Source organism: Roseateles saccharophilus, from assembly GCF_031458095.1.
Classification (GTDB): domain Bacteria; phylum Pseudomonadota; class Gammaproteobacteria; order Burkholderiales; family Burkholderiaceae_C; genus Pelomonas; species Pelomonas saccharophila_A.
In genome coordinates this window covers 1,603,500-1,618,013 of the sequence record NZ_JAVDXU010000001.1, presented here as the reverse complement: position 1 = coordinate 1,618,013, position 14,514 = coordinate 1,603,500, and the positions used below count along the sequence as shown (strand labels likewise).

Here is a 14,514-nt window from a genome sequence, read left to right as displayed (position 1 = left end):
GGGCGAATGCATCATGGCATGTTCACCTCTTTTTCGGCCCCTGTCGACCTTGAGATGTCGCGAGAACGAGCCGTATTACCGGTCTGAACCGGGTCGAGTGTGGCGCCGGGCCATATGCCGCGAGCGGCGGCATACTGCGCCCCCATGACGATTTCTGGTGTGGAGCAGGCGCCCCGCGTCCTGCGCTTGTTGCATGTCGAGGACTCGGAACTCGACCATCAACTCATCCTCGCCCAATTGACCCGTGCCGGGCTCAAGGTCGAGATGGACAGGCTGGACGCGCTGCCGGCCGTGCTGGCCGCGCTCGATCGCTGCTGGGACGCCATCATCTCGGACTACAACCTGCCGGGCTTCACGGGCCTGGACGTGCTGGAGGCCTTGAAGGAACGCCGTTTGCTCACGCCCTTCATCCTGGTGTCGGGCGAGATCGGCGAAGACACGGCCGTGGGCGCGATGCGCAATGGCGCCTCCGACTATCTGCTGAAGAACAACCTCAACCGCCTGGCGCCGGCCCTGCTGCACGCCATCGACGCGGCCGAGAACGAGCGCGCCCGCGTCGCCGCCGACCACGAGCTGGTCAAGTCCAAGCAGCGCCTGCACCAGCTGGCCGGCCATCTGCAGACCAGCGTCGAGCTGGAGCGGGCGGCCATCGCGCGCGAGATCCATGACGACGTCGGCGGGTCTCTGACGGCCGTCAAGTTCGACCTCGCCTGGATCGATCGCCACGCCCAGGAGCCCGAGGTGCGGGCGCGCGTCGCCGCGGCCCTGGAGACGGTCAATGCCGCCATCGAGGCCAGCCAGCGCATCATGCACAACCTGCGCCCCGCCATCCTGGAGCAGGGCCTGGTGGCGGCCCTGCAATGGATGACGGCGCGCTTCGAGCGCCGCACCGGCATCGAGGCCGGCCTGCGCATCGGCGAAGAGAGGCTGGAGCTGCCCTCCGGCGTCCCCCTCGTCGCCTACCGTACCGCCCAGGAGGCGCTGACCAATGTATCCAAGCACGCCCTCGCGACCCGGGTCGACATCGAACTCAGCCAGGACTCCGGTGTGCTGACGCTGGAGATCCGCGACAACGGCCGCGGCATGGGGGCCAACGACCTTGCCAAGGAGAGATCCTTCGGCATCCGCGGCCTGCACGAGCGCGCCGCGACGGTGGGGGGCTGGGTCGACCTGTCCAGTCCGCCGGGCGGCGGCACCAGCCTCATCCTGACCGTGCCCCTGGCCCAGGACGCCATCGACGCGCTGGACGACTCGACCGACTTCAGCAAGGATGACGGCAACTCCATCTGGGGGCGTGTGTGATCCGCGTCATCCTCTGTGACGACCATGGCCTGATCCGCCGCGGCATCCGCGACACCCTGGCCGACGCCCAGGACATCGAGGTCGTCGGCGAAGCCGGCGACTACACCGAGCTGCGCGGCCTGTTGCACACCCTGGGCAAGGACAACCCCTGCGACGTGCTGGTGCTGGACATCAACATGCCGGGCCGCAGCGGCCTGGACGTGCTGCATGTGCTCAAGGACGAGGGCAACCCGGTGCGCACGCTGATCGTCTCCATGTACCCGGAAGACCAGTACGCCATCCGCGCGCTGAAGGCCGGCGCCTACGGCTACGTGAACAAGGGCGGCGACCCGGCGACGCTCGTGCAGGCCGTGCGCACCGTGGCCCAGGGCCGCAAATACGTGACGCCCGAGATCGCCCAGATGCTGGTCGAGAGCCTGACCGCGCCCGTCACCGAGCAGGCCCACCACAAGCTGTCTGACCGCGAGCTGCAGACCCTGGTCATGATCGCCTCCGGCAAGCGCCTCTCGGACATCGCCGAGGAGCTGATGCTCAGCCCCAAGACCGTCAGCGTGTATCGCGCCCGCGTGCTGGAAAAGCTGGGCCTGACGAACAACTCCGAGTTGACGGTTTATGCCATCCGCAATGGCCTCGTCGCCAGCTGAGAGGCGTTCGCGTCGCCGGCCGTCGCTGGTCAGGCGGCTGACGCGGCTCAGCGTCGCCGTCATGGGCGCCGCCCTGCTGCTGAGTTCCCTGGCCCTGGCCGGCTGGGTGTACCTGAGCCTGCGCGAGGCCCAACTCAAGAGCGCCGAGCAGTCGGCCCAGTTGCTGGCCGAGAACGTCGCGCCGGCCCTGGCCTTCCACGACCAGCAAGCCACGCGCGACGCCCTGATCGCCTTCAGCCGCCGCGAGGGCTTGCAGAACCTGGTCGTGCGCGAGCCCGGCGGCGAAACCTTTGCCCACTGGCCCGACGCGGCCGCCTCGGCGCCCTGGAGCGACACGCCGGTGCAGGTCCGCTGGCAGGGGCTGCGCCTGGTCGTGCCGGTGCAATTGCATGGCGAGCGCATCGGCAGCCTGGCCTGGGCCGAGTCATTTGAAGCGCTGAACGCGACCCTGCTGCGCCTGGCCGCCGGGGCCGTCACCGTGCTGGCCCTGTCCCTGCTGGGCGCCAGCCTGCTGCTGCGCTGGACGCAGCGCCGCGCGCTGGCGCCGCTGATCGCCCTGTCACGCCTGGCCGAGCGGGTCGCCACCAGCCAGGACTACAGCCTGCGCGCCCCCGTGCGCGAGCATGACGAAGTGGGGCGTCTGGCCGAGCGCTTCAACGGCATGCTCAGGCGCATCGAGGTCTGGCACGAGGACATGAACCAGCAGCTCGCGCAGGAGCAGCAGACCGGCCGTGCCATGCAACAGCTGGCCCATCGCGACACCCTGACCGGCCTGCCCAACCGCCTGGCCTTCGAGCTGACGCTGGAGCGCCTGTTTGTCGACCTGCATCACCCGGGACATGTCGGCGGGCAACGCCTGGCCCTGCTCTTCATCGACCTGGACAACTTCAAGCATGTCAACGACAGCCTGGGCCATGCGGCGGGGGACGCCGTCCTGGTCGAGGTCAGCCGGCGCATGGGCAGCGTGCTGCGCGCCAGCGACACCCTGTTCCGCCTCGGCGGCGACGAATTCGCCCTGCTGGTGGCCGACGTGGCCGAACCCGACGCCGTGGAGCAGTTGGCGGGCCGGCTGATCACCAGCGTGCGCGAGCCGCTGGTCGTCCAGGGCCAGGTCCAGCCCGTCGGGGCCACCGTGGGCCTGGCTTTCGTGCCTGATGACGCAACCGACCCCGAGTCCCTGCTGTGCGCCGCCGATGCCGCCATGTACGCTGCCAAGCATGCCGGCAAGAACACTTACCGCAGGGCGAGCCGCGCGCCTGCTGCGGGCCCTTGAACTCTGCGCCCTGCTGTTGGCGGGCGCTCCCGCCCTGGCGCAGACGGGCGAACTCCCCTCACTCGAAGACCTGCTGCGCACCGAGCGCCGCGGCGCGGCCGCCGACGTGTCGGTCAGCACCGCCTCGCGCCAGGCCCAGAGCGCCGACCTGGCGCCCGCCGTCACCCATGTGGTCAGCCGCCAGGACATCGCCCGGCTGGGCCTGCGCACGCTGGGCGACGTGCTGCGCCGCATGCCGGGCCTGGAGGTGCGCGAGGACGACGAGTTCACGCGCGTAGCCGTGCGCGGCGTCGCGCCCGGCGACTTCAATGGCCGCGTCCTCTTCCTGCTCGACGGCCTGAGGCTGAACGACAACCTCTACGACGGCGGCCCGATCAACCGCGAGTTCTATGTCGACGTCAGCCTCATCGAGCGCGTCGAGTTCACGCCCGGGCCAGGCTCGGCCCTGTATGGCGGCAATGCGCTGCTGGGCGTCGTCAACATCGTCACCCAGCGCGCCGACACCCTGGCCGGCCCCCAGGCCCACGTGGTGCTGTCGCCGCGCGGCCAGGTCAGCACGCGGCTGAGCTATGCCCAGCGCCTGGACAGCGGCGCCGAGTGGCTGGCTGCCTTCAGCAGCGACGAGGAGCCCCACACACCGCTGCTGTTCGGCGAGCCCGAGGAATACCGGGCCCGCCTGCAGCCGCTGGAATGGGACCGCGCGCGACGCTGGCTGCTGGGCGGCCGCAGCGGCGGCCTGTCGCTGCGGGTGGGTGGCGTGCAACGCGAACGCGGCCTCTACAGCTTCCTGCCGAAGTCGGGCGACATCACCGGCAGCGTCAACTCCCTGCGCGAACAGTTCGCCCAGGCCGGCTGGGAGGGGCGCGCCGCCGATTGGGACCTGCACCTGGGCCTGGCCTGGCAGCAGTCGCGCTACCGCTCGGAGCAGGCCGACGACAACGAGGCCGAGCTGCGCACCAGCCGCTTCGAGGCCCTGGGCCGCTGGTGGCTGGCCGAGCTGCGCCTGGCGCGCGCCTGGGGTGGCCCCGCTGGCGACAGCCACACCACCAGCGTTGGCATGGACTGGCAGCGGGACGGCGTGCAGCGCTTCCGCTATGTCTATCTGGGTGAGACGCCGTCCGACGAGAACTACGCGTCCCAGCGCCTGGGCTTCTATCTGCAGGACGAATGGCGGCTTGCCGAGCGTCAGCGCCTCGTGCTGGGCCTGCGCCAGGACGGCGTTCACGGCGGTGACTCCAGCTGGAACCCGCGCGCGGCCTGGGTCTGGTCGCCCGAGCCGGGCCAGAGCCTGAAGCTGATGTGGGGCACGGCCTTCCGCGCCCCCAACCGTTTCGAGCGGGCGCTCAACCAGAGCGCCGAGGCCGAAGCGCCGCGTCCCGAGCGGCTGCGCACGCTGGAGCTGGCCTGGCAGGGGCCGCTGCCGGGCTTGTCGGCGGGCGCCTGGAGCTGGCAGGCCTCGCTGTTCACGAGTCATCTCGTCAATTTCATCGAGCGGGGCAGCAACAAGCCCTATGCCAACACCGCGGTTGCCCACTCGCGTGGCGCCGAGCTGGGCCTGCACGGCCACTGGGGCGAGGGCTGGCAGCTGCAGCTCAGCCTGATGGGCCAGCGCAATGCCGCGGCCGACGGCAGCCACCAGGCCTACAGCCCCAGCCAGACGCTGAAATGGGCACTGCAGATGCCCGTCGCCGGACCGGCGCTGCGCCTGTCCCTGAGCGGCTGGGCCACCAAGGCGCGCTTCGGTGACGAGCAACTGCCCGGCTATGCCCAGCACCAGGCCCATCTGCTGTGGCAGCCGAGCCGGCGCTGGGACTTCTTCGTCGGCGCCGAGAATGTCGGTGGCCGGGCCTATGCCGAGGCCAGCGGCCCCGGCTACAGCGCCCCCGTGCAGCGCCAGGGCACCCGCTGGCAGGCGGGCCTGACCTGGCGCGGAGACGCGCCTTGAGGCTGTGGCCGCTCCTGCTGGCCGCAGCCGCCGCGCTGGCGCGGGCCGACAGCCTGGACGAGGACAGGCTGCGCGCCGCCTTCGTGCTGCGCCTGGCCCAGTACACCCAGTGGCCGGCGCCGGTGGCGGAGAGCCCGACGCTGTCGCTGTGCGCGGCCGGGCTGCAGCCCGCCGGCATGGAAGCGCTGCGGGCGCTGACGAGCCGGCCGGTGGGCGCGGCCCAGCTCCGGGTGAGGGCGCTCGGTGAGCCGCGCGATGCGGCCCGCGACTGCCAGGTGTTGCTGCTCGGCCATGCCGATGCGGCGACGCTGCGCCACTGGATCGCCGCCGTGGGCGATGCGCCGGTGCTGGTCATCGCGACCAGCCCCGAGGCCATGCGCGCCGGCGTCTGCATCGCCCTCATCAGCGAGCCCCAGGGCATGGCGTTTGCCGTCAACCATGGCGAGTCCCGCAAGCGTGGCTTGAGCCTGGCGGCGCCGGTGCTGAAGCTGGCCCGCGAAGTGCGCTGAAACGGACGGTTTTGCCGTTCGTCCCGCCTGGCTGTCGATTCGCCAGCCCAGGTCGCCGTTTATCGATTGATGACACCCTGTGGCAGCAGCCCCTGCACAATGCGCCCCGGGTTCCAAGTGGGTGGCCGTCAGGCCGTGCGTTCGAGGGCCGTTGCGGTCTGGCGGGCGAGACTTTCAGGGGGCGTGTCATCGATACCGGATTGCTGAAGGAGTTGCGCATCGACGGTGCGCATCGCGAGGACCATGACGGCGGCGGGCCGCCCAAATGGGTTTGGGCCCTGGTGGTGGCCCTCGTGCTGCTGGCCGCGGGCGGGGCCTGGGCCTGGTGGTGGCTATCGGGGAACAAGCCCATCCCGGTGCAGACGGCCACGGTCCGCGCCAACGGCCAGGGCGCCAGCGCCGATGCCGTGCTGCAGGCCACGGGCTATGTGACGGCGCGCCGCATGGCCACCGTCTCGGCCCAGATGACCGGCACGCTGACCGAGGTTCTCATCGACGAGGGCTTCAAGGTCAAGAAGGGCCAGGTGCTGGCGCGGCTGGACGACACCGGCCTGAGGGCGGGCCTTGCCGCCGCCGAGGCCCAGATCCGCACCGCCGAAGCCAATCTCGGCCAATTGCGCGCCCAGCTCGCCCAGGCCCAGGCCGACGAGCGCCGCCAGGCCGAGCTGAACGCCAGCGGCATGACGACGCGCCAGTCCCGCGAGCAGGCCGCCACCGCGGTGAAGACCGTCAGCGCCCAGCTGGAGGCCGCGCAGCGCCAGATCGAGGCGGCCCAGGCCCAGGCCCGCCAGGCCCGTGTCAACTTCGACTACGCCACCGTGAAGGCGCCGTTCGACGGTGTCGTCACGGCCCGCGCGGCCCAGGTCGGCGAGATCATCTCGCCGCTGTCCGCCGGCGGCGGCTTCACGCGCACCGGCGTGGGCACCATCGTCGACATGGACTCGCTGGAAGTGAATGTCGACGTCAACGAAGCCTATATCGCCCAGGTCAAGGCCGACATGCCCTGCGAGGCCGTGCTCGACGCCTACCCGGATTGGAAGATCCCGGCCCACGTCGTCGCCGTCATCCCGAGCGCCGACCGCGGCAAAGCCACCGTCAAGGTGAGGGTGGCGCTGGAAAAGAAGGACGACCGCGTCGTGCCCGACATGGGCGTGCGCGTGAGCTTCCTGGCCACCAAGCCCAAGGCCGAGGCGGCGGTGGTGCCGGGCGTGCTGCTGCCGCCGGACGCGCTGGTGCAGCGCGACGGCAGCGACGCCGTCTTCGTCGTCCATGACGACCGCGCGGAGCAGCGCGCCGTCAAGCTCGGCGCGGACCAGGGCAAGTTCAAGCTGGTCACCAGCGGGTTGAAGGCGGGCGAGACGGTGGTCGTGTCGCCGCCGGCCGAGTTGAAGCAGGGTTCCAACATCGTGAAGAAGGACTGAAGAGATGAGCGCACTGATCGAGATCCGTGACCTGTCCAAGGTCTACACCCGCGGCAAGCAGAAGGTGGAAGTGCTGCACCACATCGACCTCGATGTGCAGCAGGGCGACTTCCTCGCGCTGATGGGCCCCTCGGGCTCGGGCAAGACGACGCTGCTCAATCTGATGGGCGGGCTGGACGCGCCCAGCGGCGGCGCCATCAGCGTGGGCGGTGAGCGCATCGACAAGCTGTCGGGCGCGGCCCTGGCCAAGTGGCGGGCCTCGCGGGTCGGCTTCGTCTTCCAGTTCTACAACCTGATGCCGACGCTGTCGGCGCAGAAGAACGTCGAGCTGCCGCTGCTGCTGACCAAGCTGTCTGCGGCTGAGCGCAAGAAGCGCGCGGCGATTGCGCTGCAGCTGGTCGGCCTGGCCGACCGCGCCACGCACAAGCCGACCGAGCTGTCGGGCGGCCAGCAGCAGCGCGTCTCCATCGCCCGGGCCATCGTGTCCGACCCGACGCTGCTGGTCTGTGACGAACCCACCGGCGACCTGGACCGCCAGTCCGCCGAGGACGTGCTGACCCTGCTGCAGGCGCTGAATCGCGAGCATGGCAAGACCATCGTCATGGTCACCCACGACCCGCGCGCCGCCGCCCGCGCCAGCCACACCCTGCATCTGGACAAGGGCACCCTGGTCGAACAGGCAGAAGCCACCGCCTGAGTGAGGTGACGCCATGAAATACCTCCACCTCATCTGGGCGGCGCTGTTCAGGCGCAAGGGGCGCACCTTCCTGACCCTGGTGTCCATCATCACGGCCTTCCTGCTGTTCGGCCTGCTGGACGCGGTGCGCGTCGGCTTCGAGCAGGCCGGCCAGAGCGCCAACGGCGCCCAGCGCCTGCAGACCGGCGCCAAGATCAGCTTCATCCAGCTGCTGCCGATGTCCCTCGGCGCCCGCATCACGCAGATCGACGGCGTCAAGGACACCACCTTCGCCAACTGGTTCGGCGGCGCCTACCAGAAGCCCGAGAACCAGGTCTTCAGCTTCGCCGTCGCGCCCAACTATCTCGACATCTATCCCGAGATGGAAGTCTCGGCCGAGCACCGCAAGGCCTTTGCCGAGACCAAGGACGGGGCCCTCATCGGCGAGGGTCTGGCGCGGCGCTTCGGCTGGAAGGTGGGTGACCAGGTGCCCATGCAGTCCACCATCTTCCCGGACAAGAGCGGCAGCCAGAACTGGCCCTTCAAGATCGTCGGCATCATCCATGTGGCCGACAGGAAGACCGCCGGCTGGTGGGACCAGATGTTCCTGCTGAACTGGAAGTATTTCGACGACACCACGCCCTGGAACCAGGGCCAGGTGGGCTGGTATGTGACGCGTGTCAAGGACGTCAACCAGGCCGACCGCGTGCTCAAGGCCATCGACGAGATCTCGGCCAATTCCGACCACGAGACGCGCACGCTGACCGAGCAGGCCGCCATGTCCAGCTGGATGAAGCAGGTGGCCGACATCAATCTCATCGTCACCTCCATCATGGGCGCCGTCTTCTTCACGCTGCTGCTGCTGGCCGGCAACACCATGATGCAGGCCGTGCGCGAGCGCACCGGCGAGATCGCCGTGCTCAAGACCCTCGGGTTCTCGGGCGAGAGCGTGCTGTCCATGGTGCTGGCCGAGTCAGTGCTGCTGCTGCTGATCGGCGGCGTCATCGGCCTGGGCCTGGCCAGCGTCATCGGCCCCATCGTCAGCGCCGGCAGCGGCGGCGCGCTCAACCTGCCGGCCGCGGGCCTGGTCAGCTGGCTGATCGGCGTCGGCCTGGCCCTCTTCTTCGGCCTGGCCGTCGGCGCCTTGCCGGCCCTGCGCGCCATGCGCGTCAACATCACCGATGCACTGGCCGGGAGGGCATGACGATGAAATTCCTCAAGAATCTCGGACTCTTTGTCCTCACCGTCCTGATGCTGGTGGGCTGGATCTTCCTGCCCTGGTATGGCGCTCTTGCGCTGGCGGCCCTGCTGGGCCTGTGGATGCTGCTGTTCCGCACCGGCATGCAGACCCGCTCCGTGGCCTCGGTGGGCATCAGCACGCTGACCCAACGCCTGGGCTCCTCGGCCGTCATCGTCGTCGGCATCGCCGGCGTGGTGGGCGTGCTGGTGGCCCTCTTGGCCATGGCGGAGGGCTATGCCCAGACGCTGCGCAACTCCGGCAGCACCGACACGGCCATCGTCATGCGTGGCGCTTCGGCCAACGAGGTGTCGTCGTCCTTGAGCCGCGAGGACGTGCTGCAGATCGAGCAGGCGCCTGGCGTGGCCAAGAACGCCAAGGGCGAGCCCATCGTCTCGGCCGAGACCGTGGTGGCGGCCAACCTGCCCATCAAGGGCGGCAAGGCCGACGAGTCGGGCAGCGCCCAGGTGCGCGGCATCAGCGAAGCCGCCTTCGCCGTGCGGCCGAATGCCAAGATCATCGAGGGCAGGACCTTCCAGCCGGGTCTGCGCGAGATCATCGTCGGCAAGGGCGCGGTGCGGCAGTTCGCAGGGCTCAAGGTTGGCGACACGCTGAAGCTGGGCAACCAGCCCTGGACCATCGTCGGCATCTTTGCCTCCGGCGACGCGATGGAGTCGGAGCTGTGGGCCGACGCCAATGTCGTCAACGACAGCTACAAGCGCGGCAGCGGCCGCAATTCGGCCACGGTCAAGCTCGAGAACCCGGCGGCCATCAAGGCCTTCAGCGAGGCGCTGGAGAACAACCCCCAGCTCAAGGTCAAGGCCAGCACGACGCTGGAATTCTTCGCCAAGCAGAGCGAGCAGATGACCAAGATCCTGCGCATCATCGGCATCACGGTGGGCTCCATCATGGCCGTGGGCGCGATCTTCGGCGCGTTGAACACCATGTTCGCGGCCGTGGCGGCACGGGCCCGCGAGATCGCCACGCTGCGCGCCATCGGCTTTCGCGGCTTGCCGGTCGTCATCGCGGTGATGCTGGAGACGACGCTGCTGGCCCTGATCGGCGGCCTCATCGGCGGCGGGGTGGCCTGGCTGCTGTTCAACGGCTTCGAGGCCTCGACGATGGCGGCCGGCTCGGTCGGCAAGCTCAGCTTCAACCTGGCCGTGTCGCCGGGCCTGCTGTGGGAGGGCATCAAGTGGGCCCTGGCCATCGGCTTTGTCGGCGGGCTGTTCCCGGCGGTGCGGGCGGCAAGCCTGCCGGTGACGACCGCGCTGCGCGAGGCTTGATGCGGTAGTAGCGCGATGCAGGGGGAGCGGCCGCGTCAGGATGGCTCCCCCTGGATTCGCGACGCGTGGCGTTCAGCCTTGCCAAGGCGGCGGTGCACGCAGCCGGCGCCCCCTGGGGGCTTGGCTCAGCGCTTGCCGACGTTGAACTCAGTCGCCTTGTACAACGCCTGCATGGTGTCACGACCCAGGCGGCCCTCCATGTCCTTGTGAGTCTGCACCATCACGGCGCGGATGGCGTCGCGCTCGGCCGGCGTGGGCTCGACCAGCGCGGCCTTGCCGGCCGCCTTGATCTTGTCGTAGGCGTTGCGCTCTTCGGCCAGGGTCAGGCCGTTGGCGTAGGTGGTCGCGTCGGCCATGGCGGACTCCAGCGCGGTCCGGAGGTCCTTGGGCAGCCCCTCCCAGAACTTGCGGTTGACCACCACCGCATAGGCCTGGTGCGAGTGATGCAGCAGCGTCACATACTTCTGCACCTCGTACAGCTTCTGGGTGTAGACGTTGGACAGCGTCACGTCGGCCCCATCCACCACGCCGGTTTGCAGCGCCTGGTAGACCTCGGAGAACGCCAGGGTCTGAGGCATGACGCCCAGGGCCCGCATTTGCGCGTCGATCACCTTGGACGAGTTGATGCGGATCTTCAGGCCCTTGAAGTCCTCGGGTTTGCGCAGCGGCTTGTTGGCGGTGATGACGCGAAAGCCGGCGTCCCAATACGCCAGGCCGTGCACGCCCTTGGCGTCCAGTTTCTTCAGCATCGCGCTGCCGAAATCGCCACCGACCGCCTTCTGGTAGCTGGCCTGGTCCGGCGTCACGAAGGGCAGGTCAAAGACTTCGAACTCCTTGATGCCGAAAGGTCCGAACTTGGACACCGAGGGCGCCAGCATCTGCACCGAGCCCAGCTGCAGCGCCTCCAGCTCTTCCTTGTCCTTGTAGAGCTGGCTGTTGGGATAGACCTCGACCTTGACCCGTCCCTTGGTGCGTTCCTCGGCCAGCTTCTTGAAGCGCTCGGCGCCCTGGCCCTTGGGCGTATCCGCCGTGGCCACATGGCTGAACTTGATGAGGATGGGGGCCGATTGGGCGTGGCTGAGGGTGGGGGTGAGGGCGCAAGTCAGGCCGACGGCCAGGCTGGCCTGCAGAAAGGGGCGACGTGTCATGGGAGGTCTCCAGATCGTTGTGAATGGGCGCGAGCAGCGACTCAGCGGCGGGTGGCGGTCAAGCCGGTGGCGTCGATGATGGGTGCCGCGTCGGGCGAGGCCAGAAAGCGGATAAGGGCCTGACCTGCCTGGGCGTGAGCGGCGCCCTGGACTACCGCGGCCGAGAACAGGGTCACCTCCTGCGCGGCCTCGGGCAACAGGCCGACCACGTCGATGCCCTCGATGTGCTGCAACTCGCTGAGCTGCTGGAAGCCGAGCTCCGCGTCACCACGCGCCACCACCTGGCCCACGGGTTCGGCGGGGATCATGCGTGCCTTGTTTTTCAAGGCCTCGGCCAGGCCCAGTCGCGGGAACAGCACCTGCGAAAGGTAGACGCCGCTGGCGCTGTCGGAGTAGGCGATGGACTTGGCCGCGATCAGCGCGTCTTTTAGCTGCTCCACCGTGGCGATGGCGGGTTGCGGCGCACCGTGGCGCACGGCCAGGGCGATGCGCGAGCTGGCCAGCACCGTGCGGGTGGTGCCATCGAGCTGTCCCCGGGCCACGAGTTGGTCCAGGGCGCTGCCCACCATGATCACCACGTCGATGGGCTCCTGTCGCGCCAGCCGCTGGGGGATCGCGTTCTTCGTCTCGCCCATCGATGGGCCCCAGCCGCTGATCAGGGTGTGCCCGGTGGCCTTTTCGAACGCCGGTGCCAGGGCCTTGTAGGCGGCGGCGAAGCCGCCGGAGCTGACGACGCGCACCTCGTCGGCCCGGGCGACGGGGCCGGCCAGCATCAGTAGCAGGCTGGTGATGAGGAAAAGGGCGATTCGGGGCAGCGGCTGATGGCTGCAGCGCGTGGGATTCATGGCTTGTCTCCTGTTTGTGAAGCAAGGGGCGACGATGAAGCGTCGCCTGGTCGTGACCTATCGGGGCTTGAGACCAGCGTCAGAAGTTGTGGCGCACACCGGCTTCAAGGGCCTTGGAGCTGCCCCCGGCGACCATCGTGGTGCCACCCGGGATTGAGAAGCTTGCTTTGCCGTCGTTGTTGATCCGAGCGCCTTGGACATAGAGCGCTGACCGCTTGGATAGGCTGTAGACCGCACCGAGGCCGATCTGCGTCGCATCATTGGCGTCAATCGCCGCCGTGCCGACCTTGCCCTTCATATTGGCCCGCAGATAGGACGCCTTCAGCTCGACCTGGCCCAAGGTCGCCGCTGTCGACAGCAAGAGGAGGGTCTCCTCGGACAGGGCCTGCTCATACTTGCGCAGCGCTGCGTTCATCCGCACCTGACCGACGGTTCCGTTCACGGCGAGCAGCGTGTCCTTGAACTTGCCGGACGCCGTGAGGTCATTGGAGGTGATCACCCGGCTGGCGTGCACGCCCAGGCTGGCACTCTGCCACCCGATGCGGCCGCCGATCAGCTTGTCTTGGCCATTCGCAGCGCTTCCACCTTCGCCGGCTGCAACCGTCAGCCCACCCTCTAGCCCACCGAGGCCGGACGGCAGGAGGTATTCCACGGCGTTGCTGGATCGGACCGTCGTATTCGGGCCCGTGCTGAATGCGCTTCGGATCGGCCCCTGCTGAGACGAGGACGAGAAATTGTTCGAACCGGCCACGCCGACATGCGAGAAGGGGTCGTGGCGCACCCAGAGGGTGTAGGTCGGGACATAGTCGCGGCCCAGGCGAAGTTCGCCGATGCCGCGGCTCGACAGCGACAACGTGGCGCGACGGTCGAAGAACTGCGTGCCGCCCGTGCTGGTGCCGGTGTCAACGTTCAGGCCAGACTCCAGCCAGAAGCCAGCGGAAAGGCCGCCACCGAGGTCTTCGTCCCCGCGAAAGTACAGACGGCTGGTCTGATTGGAGCCGCTCACCAGCGATTTGATCGAGCCGCCGCCTTCGTTGTGGACGTAGCGAACGGCCGAGTCGACGATGCCGCCGACGACGACGCTGCTTTGCGCCAGGGCACCGCCGGCCGCAAGGGACAAAAGGGCTGCCGACAGGATGGATTTCTGCTTCAAGGGTGTCTCCGATGTTCTGAATGCGCCGGCGCCTGCTTGTTGCGTGGGCGCCTGCTTGTGAAGCGATGGTGCAACGGGCACACTTATTTGTTAAGTGCATTATTTGGATTCACTCTTCCATGAAGCGCATCAATCTCACGCTCGATGAAGTCCAGGCCTTCGTCGCCGTGGCGCATGCCGGCAGCTTCAAGGGAGCAGCTGACGCGCTGTTCCTCTCGCAGCCCGCCCTCAGCCGTCGGGTGGACAAGTTGGAGCAGGTCCTGGAGGTGCGGCTGCTGGAGCGCACCACACGTCGGGTGGCATTGACGCCGGAGGGGCGCGAGTTCCTGGCCCATGCCGAGCGCGGTTTGGCGGCCCTGCGTACCGGCGTGGATGAGGTGGAGCGGGAGGTGGCGCGCCGCGCCGCCAGTCTCACGGTGGCCTGCATCCCCACCGTGGCCAGTACGTTGTTGCCGCGCGCCTTTGCTCGGTTGGCCGCCGACCACCCCGAGATGCGCTTGCGCATGCTGGACGAGGGGGCGCCCGAAGTCTTGCGCGCGGTGCAGTCTGGCGAGGCCGAGCTGGGCCTGAGCTTCACCGGCGCTTCGCACCCCGAGATCGACTTCCAGCCGCTGTTGACCGAGGACTATGTTCTGGCCCTGCGAACAGACCACCCCTTGGCGCAGCGCGCCGGCTTGAGCTGGCGGGACCTGCTGGCCGAGCCCATGGTGGCGGTGGCAGGTGACAGCGGCAACCGCGTCTTGATCGACCAGGCGTTGTCGCGCCTGAAGCAGCGACCCATGGTGCAGTTCGAAGCCAACCATGTGGCCGGCGCCTTGGGCCTGGTGGAGGCTGGGCTGGGTGTGGCGGTGGTGCCGCGGCTGGCGCTGTCCGTGCGGCCCGGGGCGGCTCTGGTGGGGGTGTCGCTCAAGCAGCCGCGCATCGAGCGCACGCTGGGCCTGATCACCCGCCAGGGCCGGCGCTTGGGCGGGCCGGCGCAAGCGCTGGTGCAGGCGCTGCGTAGCGAGCTGGCGATGCGGCCAGGCGACGCTTCAGCAGGCGGCGCTCATTGAACCCTGAGCGCGTGCATCATCAC

At 68.9% G+C, this 14,514-nt stretch carries 13 protein-coding genes; 10 read left to right on the top strand and 3 right to left on the bottom strand.

Annotated features, from left to right (window positions below; all coding sequences use genetic code 11):
- Positions 1 to 144: 144 nt before the first annotated feature.
- The 9 genes from J2X20_RS07520 to J2X20_RS07480 all read left to right on the top strand — a co-directional run bounded on the left by J2X20_RS07520 (position 145) and on the right by J2X20_RS07480 (position 10,293).
- Positions 145 to 1,302, top strand: a complete 1,158-nt coding sequence (locus tag J2X20_RS07520; protein ID WP_310263012.1) for a hybrid sensor histidine kinase/response regulator — start codon at positions 145 to 147, stop codon at positions 1,300 to 1,302.
- Positions 1,299 to 1,946: a response regulator gene (locus J2X20_RS07515; RefSeq protein WP_310263010.1), complete on the top strand. Its 648-nt coding sequence runs from the start codon at positions 1,299 to 1,301 to the stop codon at positions 1,944 to 1,946. The genes J2X20_RS07520 and J2X20_RS07515 overlap by 4 nt, the downstream gene beginning before the upstream one ends.
- On the top strand, positions 1,927 to 3,219 hold the full coding sequence (locus J2X20_RS07510) for a diguanylate cyclase domain-containing protein (protein WP_310263007.1): 1,293 nt from the start codon (positions 1,927 to 1,929) through the stop codon (positions 3,217 to 3,219). The genes J2X20_RS07515 and J2X20_RS07510 overlap by 20 nt, the downstream gene beginning before the upstream one ends.
- A gap of 16 nt (positions 3,220 to 3,235) precedes the next feature.
- Positions 3,236 to 5,164 carry a TonB-dependent receptor plug domain-containing protein gene (locus J2X20_RS07505; protein WP_310263006.1) on the top strand — a complete coding sequence of 643 codons (1,929 nt, stop codon included), beginning with the start codon at positions 3,236 to 3,238 and terminating at the stop codon, positions 5,162 to 5,164.
- Entirely contained in the window at positions 5,161 to 5,673 is a 513-nt protein-coding gene (locus J2X20_RS07500; protein ID WP_310263004.1) for a YfiR family protein, read from the top strand. Before J2X20_RS07505 ends, J2X20_RS07500 begins: the two co-directional genes overlap by 4 nt.
- A gap of 200 nt (positions 5,674 to 5,873) precedes the next feature.
- Positions 5,874 to 7,094 carry an efflux RND transporter periplasmic adaptor subunit gene (locus J2X20_RS07495; RefSeq protein WP_310263002.1) on the top strand — a complete coding sequence of 407 codons (1,221 nt, stop codon included), beginning with the start codon at positions 5,874 to 5,876 and terminating at the stop codon, positions 7,092 to 7,094.
- A 4-nt stretch (positions 7,095 to 7,098) separates the two neighbouring features.
- The gene (locus tag J2X20_RS07490; protein WP_310263001.1) at positions 7,099 to 7,791 is read left to right on the top strand and encodes an ABC transporter ATP-binding protein; all 693 of its coding nucleotides are present in this window, start codon (positions 7,099 to 7,101) and stop codon (positions 7,789 to 7,791) included.
- Between the two features lie 13 nt (positions 7,792 to 7,804).
- Positions 7,805 to 8,974 (top strand): ABC transporter permease, encoded by a 1,170-nt coding sequence (locus J2X20_RS07485; RefSeq protein ID WP_310262999.1) that lies wholly within the window; start codon positions 7,805 to 7,807, stop codon positions 8,972 to 8,974.
- Between the two features lie 2 nt (positions 8,975 to 8,976).
- Positions 8,977 to 10,293 carry an ABC transporter permease gene (locus tag J2X20_RS07480; RefSeq protein WP_310262998.1) on the top strand — a complete coding sequence of 439 codons (1,317 nt, stop codon included), beginning with the start codon at positions 8,977 to 8,979 and terminating at the stop codon, positions 10,291 to 10,293.
- A 125-nt stretch (positions 10,294 to 10,418) separates the two neighbouring features.
- Here the strand turns inward: J2X20_RS07480 and J2X20_RS07475 are convergent, their stop codons facing one another.
- The 3 genes from J2X20_RS07475 to J2X20_RS07465 all read right to left on the bottom strand — a co-directional run bounded on the left by J2X20_RS07475 (position 10,419) and on the right by J2X20_RS07465 (position 13,439).
- Positions 10,419 to 11,441, bottom strand: coding sequence for a DctP family TRAP transporter solute-binding subunit (locus J2X20_RS07475; protein WP_310262996.1), 1,023 nt, complete (start codon positions 11,439 to 11,441; stop codon positions 10,419 to 10,421).
- A 41-nt stretch (positions 11,442 to 11,482) separates the two neighbouring features.
- Positions 11,483 to 12,286 (bottom strand): substrate-binding domain-containing protein, encoded by an 804-nt coding sequence (locus tag J2X20_RS07470; protein ID WP_310262995.1) that lies wholly within the window; start codon positions 12,284 to 12,286, stop codon positions 11,483 to 11,485.
- A gap of 79 nt (positions 12,287 to 12,365) precedes the next feature.
- Positions 12,366 to 13,439, bottom strand: coding sequence for a porin (locus J2X20_RS07465; protein ID WP_310262993.1), 1,074 nt, complete (start codon positions 13,437 to 13,439; stop codon positions 12,366 to 12,368).
- A 119-nt stretch (positions 13,440 to 13,558) separates the two neighbouring features.
- Between J2X20_RS07465 and J2X20_RS07460 the strand changes: the two genes are divergently transcribed.
- Positions 13,559 to 14,491, top strand: coding sequence for a LysR family transcriptional regulator (locus tag J2X20_RS07460; protein WP_310262991.1), 933 nt, complete (start codon positions 13,559 to 13,561; stop codon positions 14,489 to 14,491).
- The last annotated feature ends 23 nt before the right edge of the window (positions 14,492 to 14,514 follow it).